General features: G+C 72.0%; 12 protein-coding genes and 3 pseudogenes. 8 read left to right on the top strand and 7 right to left on the bottom strand.

The features are described from left to right. Positions 1 to 195: 195 nt before the first annotated feature. Complete coding sequence (locus OG514_RS24720; protein WP_266898325.1) at positions 196 to 861, top strand: DUF1524 domain-containing protein; 666 nt, start codon at positions 196 to 198, stop codon at positions 859 to 861. Here the strand turns inward: OG514_RS24720 and OG514_RS24715 are convergent. After that, the gene (locus tag OG514_RS24715; protein WP_266898323.1) at positions 797 to 2,023 is read right to left on the bottom strand and encodes an MFS transporter; all 1,227 of its coding nucleotides are present in this window, start codon (positions 2,021 to 2,023) and stop codon (positions 797 to 799) included. The two genes, OG514_RS24720 and OG514_RS24715, sit on opposite strands and share 65 nt — an antisense overlap. 75 nt (positions 2,024 to 2,098) lie before the next feature. Between OG514_RS24715 and OG514_RS24710 the strand changes: the two genes are divergently transcribed. Continuing rightward, a complete protein-coding gene (locus tag OG514_RS24710) occupies positions 2,099 to 3,070 on the top strand; it encodes a winged helix-turn-helix domain-containing protein (protein WP_266898321.1) in 972 nt (323 codons plus the stop codon). A 67-nt stretch (positions 3,071 to 3,137) separates the two neighbouring features. On the opposite strand, the gene gcl is transcribed toward OG514_RS24710, so the two are convergent. Next, entirely contained in the window at positions 3,138 to 4,916 is a 1,779-nt protein-coding gene (gcl, locus tag OG514_RS24705; RefSeq protein WP_266900948.1) for a glyoxylate carboligase, read from the bottom strand. A 215-nt stretch (positions 4,917 to 5,131) separates the two neighbouring features. On the opposite strand from gcl, the pseudogene OG514_RS24700 reads away from it, so the two are divergent. From OG514_RS24700 to OG514_RS24685, 4 genes and pseudogenes are all read left to right on the top strand, one after another. Beyond that, positions 5,132 to 5,419, top strand: a pseudogene (locus OG514_RS24700) (hypothetical protein); the annotation flags it as partial. A gap of 750 nt (positions 5,420 to 6,169) precedes the next feature. Further along, a pseudogene (locus OG514_RS24695) lies at positions 6,170 to 6,559 on the top strand (hypothetical protein); the annotation flags it as partial. 146 nt (positions 6,560 to 6,705) lie between these two features. Further along, positions 6,706 to 7,506 (top strand): TIGR04222 domain-containing membrane protein, encoded by an 801-nt coding sequence (locus tag OG514_RS24690; RefSeq protein ID WP_266898319.1) that lies wholly within the window; start codon positions 6,706 to 6,708, stop codon positions 7,504 to 7,506. Between the two features lie 19 nt (positions 7,507 to 7,525). After that, complete coding sequence (locus OG514_RS24685; protein ID WP_266898317.1) at positions 7,526 to 8,047, top strand: GNAT family N-acetyltransferase; 522 nt, start codon at positions 7,526 to 7,528, stop codon at positions 8,045 to 8,047. A 27-nt stretch (positions 8,048 to 8,074) separates the two neighbouring features. On the opposite strand, the gene OG514_RS24680 is transcribed toward OG514_RS24685, so the two are convergent. Together OG514_RS24680 and OG514_RS24675 are read right to left on the bottom strand one after the other, a co-directional pair. Then, the gene (locus tag OG514_RS24680; protein ID WP_266898315.1) at positions 8,075 to 9,691 is read right to left on the bottom strand and encodes an AMP-binding protein; all 1,617 of its coding nucleotides are present in this window, start codon (positions 9,689 to 9,691) and stop codon (positions 8,075 to 8,077) included. Then, positions 9,688 to 11,373 carry an AMP-binding protein gene (locus OG514_RS24675; RefSeq protein WP_266898313.1) on the bottom strand — a complete coding sequence of 562 codons (1,686 nt, stop codon included), beginning with the start codon at positions 11,371 to 11,373 and terminating at the stop codon, positions 9,688 to 9,690. The genes OG514_RS24680 and OG514_RS24675 overlap by 4 nt, the downstream gene beginning before the upstream one ends. Positions 11,374 to 11,464: 91 nt before the next feature. Here OG514_RS24675 and OG514_RS24670 point away from each other — a divergent pair, with 91 nt between their 5' ends. After that, complete coding sequence (locus tag OG514_RS24670; protein ID WP_266898311.1) at positions 11,465 to 12,280, top strand: response regulator transcription factor; 816 nt, start codon at positions 11,465 to 11,467, stop codon at positions 12,278 to 12,280. Between the two features lie 331 nt (positions 12,281 to 12,611). Here the strand turns inward: OG514_RS24670 and OG514_RS24665 are convergent. Together OG514_RS24665 and OG514_RS24660 are read right to left on the bottom strand one after the other, a co-directional pair. Beyond that, a pseudogene (locus OG514_RS24665) lies at positions 12,612 to 12,809 on the bottom strand (SUKH-3 domain-containing protein); the annotation flags it as partial. Then, the gene (locus tag OG514_RS24660) at positions 12,806 to 13,924 is read right to left on the bottom strand and encodes a winged helix DNA-binding domain-containing protein (RefSeq protein WP_266898309.1); all 1,119 of its coding nucleotides are present in this window, start codon (positions 13,922 to 13,924) and stop codon (positions 12,806 to 12,808) included. The pseudogene OG514_RS24665 and the gene OG514_RS24660, both read right to left, overlap by 4 nt. Positions 13,925 to 14,070: 146 nt before the next feature. Here OG514_RS24660 and OG514_RS24655 point away from each other — a divergent pair, with 146 nt between their 5' ends. After that, entirely contained in the window at positions 14,071 to 15,177 is a 1,107-nt protein-coding gene (locus tag OG514_RS24655; RefSeq protein WP_266898307.1) for a magnesium and cobalt transport protein CorA, read from the top strand. On the opposite strand, the gene OG514_RS39470 is transcribed toward OG514_RS24655, so the two are convergent. Continuing rightward, a complete protein-coding gene (locus OG514_RS39470) occupies positions 15,155 to 15,238 on the bottom strand; it encodes a KxYKxGKxW signal peptide domain-containing protein (protein WP_353962709.1) in 84 nt (27 codons plus the stop codon). The two genes, OG514_RS24655 and OG514_RS39470, sit on opposite strands and share 23 nt — an antisense overlap. Positions 15,239 to 15,290 lie beyond the last annotated feature (52 nt).

Here is a 15,290-nt window from a genome sequence, read left to right as displayed (position 1 = left end):
CGTCGGGCGGTCACAAGCAGGAGAGCGCGGAACCAGGTTTACGGTCCCTGGTTCCGCGCTCTTCTTCGTGTACGCCGTTCACTCGTCGTACGACTCCCAGCGCATCGTTTCTGCGGTGAAGATCCGCACCCGCTCGGAGGAGCGCCCCGCGATTCGGGCCTTCTGGGTCATCGCACCGGCACTATCCACTCGTACATGATCAAGAACCTGATGCGCGGGCTCGCCCCGCTCGCCCTGATCCTGTCCCCGCTCGCCGTCCCCTCCCCCGCCCTCTCCGCGAACGTCGTCCTCCTGCCCGACGCACTCGCCGAGCTGGCCGAGGCGACCGAGGACCCGGACGGCTTCCAGGTGAGCGCGTTCCCCCACTGGAACGCCGGCCTCGACGCGACGGACGGCTGCGACACCCGCTCCGAGGTCCTGCTCGCCGAGGCCGTCGACGCGCCCGCGGCCGGTACCGGGTGCAAGCTGACCGGAGGCCGCTGGACCTCGTACTACGACGGCCAGAACGTCTCCGACCCGGCCGCCCTCCGCGTCGACCACCTCGTCCCGCTCGCCGAGGCCTGGGAATCGGGCGCCTCCGGCTGGACCGCGGCCCGGCGCGAGCGCTTCGCCAACGACCAGGGCGCCGCCGCGACCCTCGTGGCCGTCACCGCCCGCAGTCAGCGGGACAAGGCGGGGCGGGACCCGGCCGACTGGGTGCCCTCGGACGCCGCGCGGTACTGCCGTTACGTCGGCGAGTGGGTGTCCACCAAGCTGCGCTGGGGGCTGTCGGCCGACAAGGACGAGGTGGAGGCGCTCAAGCTGTTCGCCGACGGACCGTGTGAGGAGACGGTCGTGCTCCGGTCGACGACGCCTCGGTAGGTCCCCGCCCCCTCCCCTCGGCCCGTGCGAGCAGGACCGTCACGGCGAGCGAGGCGAGGGCGAGGAGCACCATCGCCGTGCGCGGTGACGTGTACTGGGCGAGAGTGCCCGCCAGCGCCGCGCTCACCCCCTGGAGCGCGAGCATCCCCGAGGTGTGAAGGCCGAGGGCGTGACCGCTCAGCTCCTCCGGCACCAGGGTCATCAGCCGCTCCTGGTGCAGGAGGCTCGCCGCGTACCCGGTCGCCGAGAGCGTCACCGCGAGCAGGGCGAGCGGCAGCGCGGGGTCCAGGGCGAACACCAGGAACGGGGCCGCGAGCAGCGCCTGGAGCGGGAAGCGGATCCGGCCGCGCACCCGCGACGGCACGAAGCGGCCCACGACCGTGTCCCCGGCCAGCATCCCGAGCGCGGCGCAGGCGAACAGCAGCCCGGCGCGCTCGGGGTCGTACGGCACGAAGAGCGACTCGCAGCCCACGATCAGGCCGTTGGGCACCCACAGGGCGAGATAGCAGCGGCGGCGCGCGGGCGAGGACAGCAGCCGGCGGTTGGTGCGCCAGGTCTCGCCGACCGAGGCCCGGCCGGCGGCACGCGGCGGACGCTCCCCGAGGCCGAGGCGGGCCAGGAACGCGGCGGCGAGGTAGAGCCCCGCGCCCACCAGGACCGTGCCGCGCGGCGAGAGCAGGGCGATCAGCACGCCGCCGGTCGCGAAGCCGCCGATCTGGCAGGCGCCGACGGCCATGTTCGTCACCGAGCGGCCGAGGAGGAAGTCCTGGCGGGCGAGGATCTCGTTCAGGAGCCCGTGGCGCACGCCGCCGCCGAGCGAGGCCGCGAGGCCCTCGGCGAGGAGGATCGCGAAGACCGCCCAGGTCGGCAGCCCGGGGACCGCCAGGACGGCGGTGCCCAGGGCGAAGAAGAGTGCGATCCCGGAGATCGCGGCGCGCGGCGGCAGCCGGTCGGCGGCCGAGAGCAGGGTGGTCGCGCCGACGAGCTGGGCGAGGGAGGGCCCGAAGAGCGCGAGGGCGGAGAGGAGGGGGGAACCGGTCGCGCGGAACACGAGCGTGGCGAGCCCGAGGCCGACGACCGTCTGGGCGGCGGTGTGGGCGGCGCCGGTGAGGAAGAGCGGGGTGAACTCGGGGGTACGGAAGAGGTCGCGGTAGCGGGACATGCCGGGAGTCTCGGGGCGACCCGGCCGCCTCGGTACTGTTTCGCGGAGACGCGAAACGGCAGAGGGGTGCGCGCCATGGGCTGGTGGCAGATCGGCACGGACTCGCTGGCCGGGAGCAGGTTCCTCGTCTCGCCGCTCGCCGAGGCGACCGCGGCCCTGAAGATCCTGCACGCGGCCGTCGGCGCCCACCCGGGCGAGCACGCCTGGCTGGCCACGCACCTTCCCGCATACCGCGAACGCCTCGCCGCCGAACCGCTCGACGGGCTGCTCGTACGGGCGGCCATCGGGCCCACCTGGAACGCCGACTTCCTGACGCCGACGCCCACGGGCGAGCGCGAGCGGTCCTTCGAGGAGGAGGTCGTGGCGGTCCGGGAGGTCGAACCGGCTGATGCCGTACCCCAGTTGGAGGTCGCGGTCGGCGGTCCCGTCCCGGAGCCGCTCCGGTCGGCGGGGGATCTTCCGCACCGGATGGCGGGCGTCCTGGAGTGGGTGTGGCGGGAGACGGTGTTGGCCGACTGGCCGCGCCGCCGCCGGATCCTGGAGGCCGATGTGGTGGCGCGGACCGCGCGGTTGGCCCGGGACGGCTTGGCGGCGACGCTCGACGAGCTGTGCCCGGGGAAGATGCGCTGGCTGGGCGACGGACGGCTACAGGTCAACCCCCGCGCGTATCCGCCGAGATGGATCGCCGGCGGCCGGCTGTTCTTCGTCCCGGTGACGCCGGCCAAGGGCTGGGTGTCCTGGGAGGGCTCGGAACGCTCCGCGATCGTGTACCCGTGCTCCGGCGCCCTGACGGGTGCGCCGGGCCCGGCGGCGCCCGAGGCGCTCGGGGCCTTGCTCGGCACGGCGCGTGCCGGAGTCCTCGTACGCCTCGAATCGCCCAAGTCCACCAGTCAGTTGGTGGCGCTCACCGGGCAGGGGCTCGGTTCGGTGGGACGACATCTGAAGGTGCTGCTCGACGCCGGGCTCGTGCGGCGGGGCCGGGCGGGCCGGTCGGTGCTGTACGAGTGGACGGAGGCGGGCGCGGTGCTCGTACGGGCGCAGCGCTGAGCACGCGGGAGACCCCCGCCCCGGTGCTCCTCGGGGCGGGGGTCGGTCCCTCTGACGAGGGGGGCGATCAGACCTTGAGGGCCTTGATCGCGGTCGGCGCGTGGCCGGGCTCGGTGGCCAGCTCCTCGAACTCGGTGACATCGCTCATGTCGACCGTCTTGCTCATCGCGATGTTGGTGATGCGCTCCAGGATGGCCTCGACGACGACCGGGACCTGGTGCTCGACGGCCAGCTTCTTGGCCTCCTCGAGCGCCTCGCCCAGCTTGTCGGGGTCGGTGACGCGGATCGCCTTGACGCCCAGGCCCTCGGCGACCTTGACGTGGTCGACGCCGTAGACACCGATCTCCGGGGTGTTGATGTTCTCGAACTCGAGGTTGACCTCGAAGTTGATGCCCAGGTTGCCCTGCGCCTGACGGATCAGACCGAGGTAGGCGTTGTTCACGAGGACGTGGACGTAGGGGACCTTGTGCTGGGCGGCGACCGCCAGCTCCTCGATCATGAACTGGAAGTCGTAGTCGCCGGAGAGGGCGACGACCGGGGTCTCCGGGTCCGCGGTGGCGGCGCCGATGGCGGCCGGGATGGTCCAGCCGAGCGGGCCGGCCTGGCCGCAGTTGATCCAGTGGCGCGGCTTGTAGACGTGCAGGAACTGCGCCGCGGCGATCTGGGAGAGGCCGATGGTGGTGACGTAGCGGGTCTCCGGGCCGAAGGCCTTGTTCATCTCCTCGTAGACGCGCTGCGGCTTGATCGGGATGTTGTCGAAGTTCGTGCGGCGCTGGAGGGTGGCCTTGCGCTCCTGCGCGGAGGCGGCCCAGGCGGAGAAGTCGGGCAGTTTGCCCGCGGCCTTCCACTCCTTGGCGATCTCGACGAAGAGCTCCAGGGCGGCCTTGGCGTCGGAGGCGATGCCGTAGTCAGGGGCGAAGATCCTGCCGATCTGGGTGGGCTCGATGTCGACGTGGACGAACTTCCGGCCCTTGGTGTAGGCGTCCATGTTGTAACCGGTGTGACGGTTGGCCCAGCGGTTGCCGATGCCGAGGACGAAGTCCGACTCCAGGAAGGTCGCGTTGCCGTAGCGGTGCGCGGTCTGGACGCCGACCATGCCGGCGGCGAGCTCGTGGTCGTCCGGGATGGTGCCCCAGCCCATGAGGGTGGAGATGACCGGGACGTTGATCAGCTCGGCGAACTCGACGAGGAGGTCGGTGGCGTCGGCGTTGATGATGCCGCCGCCGGCGACGATCAGCGGGCGCTCGGACTCCAGGAGGAAGGACAGCGCCTTCTCCGCCTGGGCGCGGGTCGCGGACGGCTTGTAGACCGGCAGCGGCTCGTACGTCTCCGGGTCGAACTCGATCTCGGTCAGCTGGACGTCCATCGGCAGGTCGATGAGGACCGGGCCGGGACGGCCGGAGCGCATCAGGTGGAAGGCCTGCTGGAAGACGCCGGGGACCTGAGCGGCCTCCAGGACGGTCGTCGCGGCCTTGGTGACCGGCTTGGCGATGCTGGCGATGTCGACGGCCTGGAAGTCCTCCTTGTGGAGCTTCGAGGTCGGCGCCTGGCCGGTGATGCACAGGATCGGGATCGAGTCGGCGATCGCCGAGTACAGGCCGGTGATCATGTCGGTACCGGCGGGGCCGGACGTACCGATGCAGACACCGATGTTGCCGGCCTTGGCACGGGTGTAGCCCTCGGCCATGTGGGACGCGCCCTCGACGTGGCGGGCCAGCGTGTGGCCGATGCCGCCGACGTTCTTGAGCTCGCGGTAGAAGGGGTTGATCGCCGCGCCGGGCACGCCGAACGCGGTGGTGACGCCTTCGCGCTTGAGGATCTCAACGGCCGCTGCGGCGGCGGTCATACGAGGCATGGGAGTGCTCCTGCTTCGGCCGGGCGGATCCAAGCCCACCGGTCGGCTCGGGGCCCCGGGGCGGCTTGTTTCCGTAATGCGGAAATACTGTTCTGCTATACGGAAGCAATGTAGGTCGGGCTCCGGAGAACCGTCAAGAGAAGTCCGAGCGGCGGGATCACGGAAGTGGCCGAACACCTCCCCCCGAGGCGTCCGATGGGTGGACGATGGGACGGAACGACAGGGGGTTGGTTGTGGGCGAGTCGGTACCGGTGCGCTGCCCGGAATGCCTGCGCACTCAGGCATACGCGGCACCCGTCTTCCCCTGCGCGTGCGGAAGCCCGGTCGCGCCACCGGTCACGGCGGGCGCGACGGCGGAACCCATCACGCACCGGAACTGGACGGACGAATGGGTCACCGTCCGCTGCGGTGCCTGCGGCCGCGAGGACGACTGGCCCCACCCGGAACTGGGCTGCACCTGCGGAACGGTCCTGCGGGTGCCGGTGGGACCGGTGGACGCGGGGGTCTCGGGAGCCGACGGGACCAGGGGTTCGACCGACCGGCCGGAACGCTTCGGTACGGCTCCGGCAACCGGCCGGCCGAGCCGGGACGCGGCACCGGACGGCCCCGGCCGTCCCGGCGACCCGGCGTTCCGCGCCCCCGGGACGGGCGGCCCGGCCGGCGGCTCCGGCGCAAGCACCGGGCCGTGGCCGGAAGCGGGTGCCGCCTGGACGCCTACGGGCAGGGGTACGGAAACGGACGCGGGCGGGCCAGACGGGAGCGGACCCGGCACGGGCGGGCCCGGCGCGAGCGGCGGCGGAGCCGGTACGAGCAGGGGCGTCGCAGGTGAGGCCGGCGCCGCGGGCTCCGACGGCACCGGCAGCGCTGGTGGCCCCGGCGCCACCGGCAGTTCCGTCGCAGGTCAGGCGTCACCCTCCGGACCGGCCGCCGCGGGGGGACCCCAGCCGCCCAGGGCGGACACCTCCACCGGTACGGCACATCCCCGGGCGGTCGAACCGGGCTCGGCGTGGTTCGGTACGGGCCCCACCGCAGGGCGCGGCGCGGAGACGGGCCCCGGCGCCGCGGGTACGAGTCCCGGCGCCCAGGGTCCTGGCACTCCCGGGCACGGGCCCAGCGCTCCAGGCCCCGGTTCCAGGCCCGCCGCCCACCGTCGCCCGGCGACCCCGCCCCGCCCGGGCGCGCCCCGTACGTTCGCCGAGCGGTACCCCTCCCACATACCGCTGCCGCCCACCGCGCCTCGCCCGGCTCCGGTGCGCGGGGCCTTCCGGCCGCTGACGATCCGGACCGCGCGGGACGCGGTCGCCGCGGCGGCCGGGTATCTGCGCTGGCTGGGGTTCCGGGACGTCGTCCAGCCCGAGGAGCGCCCCGCGTCCGGGGTGGACCTGCGGGCGCCGGGGCTCGTCGCACAGGTCGACCCGAGCACCCGGCCCACCGGCCTGCGGGCCGTCGAGTGCCTGTGGCTGAACGGGCTGAGCACCTCCTCCGTGAGCGTGTTCTTCTCGCTCGCCGGCTACACCCCGGAGGCCCGTTCGCGCGCCGCCGAGATCGGACTCCCGCTCTTCGTGCTCGACCTGACCGGCACCCCGCAGCCGGTGAACAACGCCGCCGACGATCTGGCCTCGGGCGCCGCCTGAGGCACCACGGAGGCACGTCGGAGGCACGTCGGGAGCCCGGCCGGCCCCGGAGGCGTATCGCTCACAACACCTCGGCATCCGAAACCGGCCATTCACGCGTGACGATCACGCTCTCCCGGGCACAACACCCTCGGGGGGTGGGCGTCATGCCGACGGGGATGTGGTGGTTCATCGGAGCGGCCTGCGGGCAACTGCTGCTCGCCGCCGTGCTGTTGCGAACCCGCAGCCGGGAAAGCGAAGGGCCGCGCCCGGACGACGTACCGCCGCCGCAGGCGCTGGCGCTGCTGCGGGGCGGGCGGCGGGCGGCCGTCACCGTGGCGCTGGTGGCGCTGCACCAGCGCGGGGCGGTGGCGGCGGGCCGCAAACATACGATTCGGGCCAATGGCGGCCCCGGCCGCACCCGGGACCCCGTACAGCTGGGGGTGCACGGGGCGCTCCACCGGGCGTTCGCGTTGCGGGATCTCGTGGTGCGCCCCGAGGCACGGAAGGCGGTGGACGCGCTGCGCCGCGAGCTGCGCGGGGCGGGGCTGCTGCGGCCGCCGAGGCGCCTGTGGGCGGCCAGGACGCTGCTCGGCTGCGTACCGCTCACGGTGGCGGTAGGGGCGTACGCGACGGGGGCGTCCGGCCCGGGTCTGGCCGGGGCGCTCGCGGCGGGCACCCTGCCCGTCCTCCTGGCGGTGGTGCTGCTGCGGCTGCCGCCCGCCACCCGAGCGGCTCGGCGTCTCCTCTCCGGACTGCGGGAGCGTTACCCGCTGCCAGCACATCGGCGTGAGGTGACGGACGGGTGGCTCGTCCAGCTGTACGTGGCGCTGTACGGCGATCCGGCGCTCGCCCTGTTCCTGCCCCACTTCTCGCGGGACGGCGGGCTGCTGGACCGGCCGGGAGAGGCGGACCGGAACCGGCCGCCGCAGGAGCGCGGTCCCGTGACGGGCGACGGCACGGGGTGAGGCCGCGCCATACTGTCGTATGCGCATCAGAGCGGCCGCTCCGGCCGAACTCCCGCTGCTCCAGGACATCGAACGGGCGGCGGGCGAGCCGTTCCGCACTCTCGGCATGGCGGCGATCGCCGACGACGACCCGCTGCCCCTGGACGTCCTGGAGACCTACCGCTGTGCGGGCCGGGCGTGGGTGGCGGTGGACGCCGACGATCGCCCGGTCGCGTATCTGCTGACCGACACGGTCGACGGTTCCGCCCACATCGAGCAGGTGTCGGTCCATCCGGACGCCGCGCGCCGGGGCGTCGGCCGGGCGCTGATCGAGCATCTGGCGGCGGCCGCCAGGGAGCAGGGCCTGACGGCGCTGACCCTGACGACGTTCACCGAGGTGCCGTGGAACGCCCCGTACTACACACGGCTCGGCTTCCGCCCGCTCACCGACTCCGACCCGGCGCTCACGGAGGGCCTGCGCGCCATCAGCCACGCGGAGGCGGCCCACGGCCTCTCGGTCTGGCCCCGGGTGTGCATGCGCCGGGAGGTGGGCGCCCCGTAGGGGGACACTCCCTCCCCCGGGCCCGGGCTACTGGCCCCCGTACCGCTGCCGCAGTTCCACCTTCCGCACCTTCCCGCTCACCGTCATCGGGAACTCGGCGAGGATCTCCACCCGGCGCGGGATCTTGTAGTGGGCGAGCCGGTCGCGGCAGAAGGTCGTGATGTCCTCCAGGGTGGGCGGGTCGGCCGGGTCGCGGGGGATGACGCAGGCCAGGATCTCCTCGCCGTAGCGTTCGTCGGGCACGCCCACGACCTGGACGTCGGCGATCTTCTCGTATCCGTAGAGGAACTCCTCGATCTCGCGCGGGTACACGTTCTCGCCGCCCCGGATGATCATGTCCTTGATGCGGCCGACGATCTGGACGTAGCCGTCGTCCCGCATCACCGCCAGGTCGCCGGTGTGCATCCAGCGGCCCGTGTCGATCGCCTCGGCGGTCTTCTCCGGCTCGTCCCAGTAACCGAGCATCACGCTGTAGCCGCGAGTGCAGAGCTCCCCCGCCGTGCCGCGTTCGACGGTGAGGCCGTTCGCCGGGTCGACGACCTTCACCTCGACGTGCGGCATGACCCGGCCGACCGTGCCCGTGCGGCGCTCCAGATCGTCGTCCCGGCGGGTCTGGGTGGAGACCGGTGAGGTCTCGGTCATGCCGTAACAGATCGACACCTCAGCCATGTTCATCTCGGCGACGACCCGCTTCATCACCTCCACCGGGCACGGCGAGCCGGCCATGATGCCGGTGCGCAGGCTCGACAGGTCGTACGTGGCGAAGTCCGGGAGGTTCAGCTCGGCGATGAACATCGTCGGCACCCCGTACAGCGAGGTGCAGCGCTCCTCCTGCACCGCCCGGAGCGTGGCAGCCGGGTCGAAGGAGGCGGCGGGGATCACCATGCAGGCGCCGTGCGAGGTGGCGGCCAGATTCCCCATGACCATGCCGAAGCAGTGATAGAAGGGCACCGGGATGCAGATCCGGTCCTGCTCGGAGTACGCGATCATCTCGCCGACGAAATAACCGTTGTTGAGGATGTTGTGATGGGAGAGCGTGGCCCCCTTGGGGAAGCCCGTCGTCCCCGAGGTGTACTGGATGTTGACGGGCTCGTCGCAGGAGAGCGGTTCGGGGCGCAGCTCGCCGGCCGTACGGGCGAGGAACGCGTCCCAGCCCGGATCACCGAAGTAGACGGCCTCCCGCAACTCCGGGCATTCTCCCCGTACTTGATCGACCATCGCCCGGTAGTCGCTCGTCTTGTGCGCGAGTGAGGCGAAGAGCAGGGTGATCCCGGCCTGGTTGAGGACGTACGCCAACTCGTGGGCGCGGTAGGCGGGATTGATGTTGACCATGACGGCGCCGATGCGGGCGGTGGCGTACTGCACGAGGACCCACTCGGCGCAGTTGACCGCCCAGATGCCGACCCGGTCGCCCTTGCGGACCCCGCTGCCGAGCAGTGCCCCGGCCAACCGGTCGACGTCCGCGCCGAATCGGGCGTACGTCCAGCGGCGTCCAGTGGGCACATCGACGAGCGCCTCGCGGTCGGGCCAGGCGGCGACGGCCCGGTCCAGGTTGGCGCCTATGGTGTCGCCGAGGAGTGGCGTCTCCGACACCCCGTGGGCGTAGGAGAGTTCGGTGGGCGCGACGGTGCCGGACGTGGTCATGCGAGGTCCCCTTCCATGAATTCCCTGCCGCCGCCCTCGGCGGTCAGGCGGCGCAGTTCCACCCGCCGGATCTTGCCGGACACGGTCTTGGGCAGCTCGGCGAACTCGATGCGCCGGATGCGCTTGTACGGGGCGAGGACCGCGCGCGAGTGGGCGAAGAGGGCCTTCGCGGTCTCCGCGTCGGGCTCCCAGCCGGCCGCGAGGACGACGTACGCCTTGGGGACGGCGAGCCGCAGCGGGTCGGGGGCGGGGACGACGGCCGCCTCGGCGACGGCCTCGTGCTCCAGGAGGGCGCTCTCCAGCTCGAAGGGGCTGATCTTGTAGTCGGAGGCCTTGAAGACGTCGTCGGCGCGCCCGATGTAGGTGATGTACCCCTCGGCATCTCTGGAACCGATGTCACCGGTCCGGTAGTAGCCGCCGGCCATCGCCTCCGCCGTACGCTCCGGATCGCCGTGGTAGCCGGTCATCAGGCCCACCGGGTTGACGGAAAGGTCGAGACAGATCTCGCCCTCCGCCACGTCCGGCGTACCGCTCACCGGGTCGACGAGGGTGACGCGGAAGCCGGGGCTCGGGCGCCCCATGGAGCCCTCCTTGAGCCGCTGACCCGGGCTGTTGGAGACCTGGACGGCCGTCTCGGTCTGGCCGAAGCCGTCCCGGATGGTGACGCCCCAGGCGCGCCGTACCGACTCGATGACCTCGGGATTGAGCGGTTCACCGGCGGCGACGACCTCGCGCGGCGGGGTCTTCAGCTGGCTGAGGTCGGCCTGGATCAGCATGCGCCACACGGTCGGCGGGGCGCAGAAGCTGGTGACGCCGTTGCGCTCCATCTCGCTCATCAGCCGGGCCGGGTCGAAGCGCGTGTAGTTGTGGATGAAGACGGTCGCCTCGGCGTTCCACGGGGCGAAGAGGTTGGACCAGGCGTGCTTGGCCCAGCCCGGCGAGGAGATGTTGAGGTGCACGTCGCCGGGCTTGAGGCCGATCCAGTACATCGTCGACAGATGGCCCACCGGGTAGGAGGTGTGGGTCTGCTCGACCAGCTTGGGCCGGGCGGTCGTACCGGAGGTGAAGTACAGCATCAGGGTGTCGTCGGCGAGGGTGGCGCCGTCGGGCTCGAACACCTCGGACTCGCGGGAGGCGTGCTCGTACCCCAGCCAGCTCACCCCGTCGCCGCCGACCGAGATCCGGGTGTACGTCCCGGGGACGTCGTCGAACTTGGCGGTGTCCTCGGCGCGCACGACGACATGGCGTGCGTGGCCCCGCTCGACCCGGTCGCGCAGATCGGCGGGGCCGAGGAGGGGGGTGGCGGGGATGACGACGGCGCGCAGTTTCATGGCGGCGAGCACGGTCTCCCACAGCTCGACCTGGTTGCCCAGCATGACGATGATCCGGTCGCCGGCGCGCACGCCCTGGGCGCGCAGCCAGTTCGCGACCCGGTTCGAGCGGGCGGACATCTCGGCGAAGGACACCTTGGTCTCGGTGCCGTCCTCCTCGACGAGGTGGAGCGCGGTCCGCTCGTTCCCCTCGGCGATGACGTCGAACCATTCGAGCGCCCAGTTGAACCGGTCCGACCGGGGCCATGCGAAGCCCTCGTAGGCCGTCTCGTAGTCCTCGCGATGCTGGAGCAGGAAGTCCCGGGCGGCCCGGAACCTCTCCGTCGCGCTGGTCGCGCTCGTCGCCGTCATGCGTCCTCCTCGTTGCGGGACCCGTCCCCGACATCGTGTAATCAGTGACCCAGGTCTCACTACCCCCGTTCGGGGGTGAAGGAGTGGTTCCGTGCCCGAGAAGACGGAAGCGGTGGAGTTGCGGACGGCGCTGGTGCGCTTCAGGCGCGCCAGCGGGCTGCCCGTCGTCTTCGGCGGGCTGCTCCAGGAGGGCCGCACGCTGCGGATCGCCGAGCTGAGCGGGGCCGTGACGCCGGCGCTGAGCGGCCTGGCGATCTCGGCCGGCTCCGGGCTCGGCGGGAAGTGCCTGGCGCTGTCGCGGCCGTGCGCGGTCACGGACTACCCGGCGTCGCGGCACATCACCCACGAGTACGACGTGCCCGTCTCGGCGGAGGGCCTGCGCGCGGTGATCGCGGTCCCCGTCGTCGTACGCCGCAAGGTGCGCGGTCTGCTGTACGGGGCGCTGCGCGAGTCCCTCCCGATCGGCGAGCGCGTCTTCGACGCGGCGATGGCGGCGGCCCGCGACGTGGAGCAGGCCCTCGCGGTACGCGACGAGGTACGGCAACTGCTCGCGCCCGCGCCTCCCGGGCCGTCCTGGGAGGAGGTGCGCCAGGCGTACGGGGAGCTGCGCGAACTGGCCCCGAAGGTCGTCGACCCGGCCCTCCGGGAGCGACTCCTCGCCGTCTGCGGCCGCCTCGAATCGGCCTCCGGCACGGGCCCCGTCGCCCCCGGCGTCTCCCTGACCCCGCGCGAGACGGACGTCCTCGCGGCGGTCGCCTCGGGCGCGACGAACGCGACGGCGGCCGAACGGCTCGGGCTGCGCCCGGAGACGGTGAAGGGCTACCTCCGCTCGGCGATGCGCAAACTGGGCGCCCACACCCGGCTGGAGGCGGTCGTGGCGGCCAGGCGTGCGGGGGCACTGCCGTAGCGGGACCGGCGCTGGGTTCGGTCTCCCCGTGGAGCCGGGCGCCTTCCGTGCCGGTGCGACCTCGAAACGGGCTCCGTGGGCAGAGGGGCCAGGGCCCCGGGCCCGCCGTCCCGAGGACGGCGATCATGGCGTCGTCATCGGCGCCCCTCCCGGGGTGACGAAGTAGTCCCGTGCTTCCTGCTGGGGGCCGCGCAGCAGACAGCTGACGGCCTCGTCCGTGTTCGCTCCCAGGAAATAGGCACCGTGTGATGCATGAGGAAGAAGCGGCCGGTTCATCGATGAGGACCATGGCCCCGTCGAACGTCTCGTACCCGACGGGGAAAAGCTTCTTCCCGACGTTCTGGGCGAGTTCGGCGACGTCCTCGCCGCTCTCCTCGTAGATCCAGTGCGGGGTGAATCCGACGGCGTCCGGCGGCGTTCCCGGAATCACCAGCCGCAGCCCGCCGAATTCCCGGACGAAGTCCTGGGCGGCCGGGAACGCTTCGACCGGATGGCCTTCCTCGGCGAAGCGGTCGGTGACGAAGCTCAGGAGCTCGGGCAGCTGAGCACGATGTCGTACGCGGTGCCGGAAGGCGTCATGAGCCGGAGGGTCCGTTCGGCCTCGGCGGTGAGCGCGGCGCGCTGGGCGCGCGTCACGTGGGCGAAGGGTTCGATGGTGAGCGTCGTGCGGTCCTTCGCCTCGTCGAGGTTCCAGATCCCGGCGAGGAAGCCGTCGAGGAGGAAGACGCGGTGGGCCTGGTTGCCGGTCCAGGTGCGGCCCCGGTGTTCGGCGGGCACGACGCGGCTGCGGTCGGCGTGCGACAGCAGGAGGTTGTCGAACTCCGGCAGGAAGCGGGGCGGGACCGGGGTGTCCTCGTCCGGGCGGGGCGCGTCGGGCAGGTCGAAGAGTTCGGTGCCGTGCTCGTCCTGGAAGACGAGGAGCCGGGGCCGCAGCCGTTCGAAGGCGGGGCGGAGCTTGGTGAGGCCGCACCAGGTCTGCATGTCCTTGACGGACGCGGGCCCGAAGGCGCCGAGGTAGCGGAGCACGGTCTCGTCGAGGTCGGCGGCCTCCCGCTCCTGGCCGGGGAACCAGACGTCGGTGGTGGTGAGCGCGACCTGACCGCTGCGGCCCCAGAGGCCGCGCGGGGTGACCTGCACCATCACGAGCAGGCAGCGGGCCGCGATGCCGAGCGATTGGGGGTCGGCGTCGGGCCACTCGCGCGAGAGGCGCTCGCGCATCTCCTTCGGAGTGCGGGGCTGCTCCTCGACGTACTCGGTCGCCAGCGCGGTGAGCCGGTCGAGGTCGACCCCTTCGAGCCCCTTGCGGAACATCTTGAGCTCCCGGTCGACGGCCCCGGCCTGGACGAGGCGGCGCAGGGCGTCGGCGTCACGGGCGGTGTGGGTGTGCACGGTCGACCGCATGGAGACGATCCGCGCGACCCGGCGGGACTCCATGAGGGAGGACAGGTCCTCGGGACGGAAGCCGTCGAGGCGGGCGGCGAGGGCGTAGTACGGGGGCTTGGTGTTCTGCGCCTGCAGGCCGACGAGGTGGTCGACGGCCTCGGCGACGCCCATCGGGGAGAGCCGCAGGAGCAGCTGGCGGTCGAGGGTGGCACGGTTCAGGGCGCGGGGACCGAGCACGGCGTGGGTCGTCTTGAGGGCCATGTCAGGCACGCTACTAGGACTTGCGGACAGATACGGTCCGCAAGCGGCCAGGAAGAGGCCAGGCGGACAGCGAGACGCGACGAATGAGACCGCGCTGCGACCATTCACCCCATATATCCTTCCCGGAGACCCAGGAGGTGTACGAGATGTCCGACCGCCGCCCGCGCGCGGCGTGGCGCCGCCCCCAGGCGGAGCCGCCCGCTACCACCTCCCCGGAACCGCCGGCGGAGCGGCCGAGCGCCGTCCAGGCGAGCCTCTACCGCGACGGCCGGCGCGTCTCCTCCCCCGCCACCCTCGCGGAGACCTTCCGGCAGTTGCGCGAGCACCCGGACGGCATGGCGTGGATCGGCCTCCAGCGCCCGACCGAGGAGGAACTCCACTCCCTGGCCGCCGAGTTCGACCTCCACGAACTGGCGGTGGAGGACGCGATGGAGGCCCATCAGCGCCCCAAGCTGGAAAGGTACGGCGACACCCTCTTCGTGGTCCTCCGGGCGGCCCGCTACCTGGACGCCCAGGAGGAGGTCGACTTCGGCGAACTCCACGTCTTCGTGGGCCCGGACTTCCTGATCACGGTCCGCCACGGCGTCGCCCCGGACCTCTCCACGGTCCGCCGCCGCATGGAGAAGGACCCGGAACTGCTCGCCCTGGGCCCGGAAGCGGTCCTCTACGCGATCCTGGACGCGGTGGTCGACGGCTACGCCCCGGTGGTGGCGGGCGTCCAGAACGACATCGACGAGATCGAGACGGAGGTCTTCGGCGGCGACCCGGCGGTCTCCCGCCGCATCTACGAACTCTCCCGGGAAATGGTCGAGTTCCAACGCGCCACCCGCCCCCTGGTGGGCATGCTCCACGGCCTGATGGCCGGCTTCGCCAAATACGGCACGGACGAGGAACTCCAACGCTACCTCCGCGACGTCGCGGACCACGTGACCCACACCAGCGAGCGCGTCGACGGCTTCCGCCAGGCACTCACGGACATCCTCACGGTCAACGCGACCCTGGTCACCCAACAACAGAACGCAGAAATGCGGGCGTTGGCGGAGGCGGGCTTCGAACAGAACGAGGAGATCAAGAAGATCTCGGCCTGGGCGGCCATCCTCTTCGCACCCACACTCGTGGGAACCATCTACGGCATGAACTTCGAGGTCATGCCGGAACTGAAGTGGGCGGGCGGCTACCCCTTCGCAATCCTGCTGATGGCGGTCGTCTGCGTCAGCCTGTACGTCATCTTCAAGAAGCGCGACTGGCTGTAGACAGCGCCACGGCCGTGATCGAACTGGCCACCCAGGAGTTCCCTGACTTCGACGACACCATCATGGGCTCGTCATCGCCGACTCACTGGTCATGTGCGGCCTCCGCGACAGCG

Source organism: Streptomyces sp. NBC_00572 (assembly GCF_026341815.1).
In the GTDB taxonomy this organism is placed as follows: Bacteria; Actinomycetota; Actinomycetes; order Streptomycetales; family Streptomycetaceae; genus Streptomyces.
The sequence above is the reverse complement of the archived record's forward strand: the minus strand, read 5'-3'. Positions and strand labels throughout refer to the sequence as shown.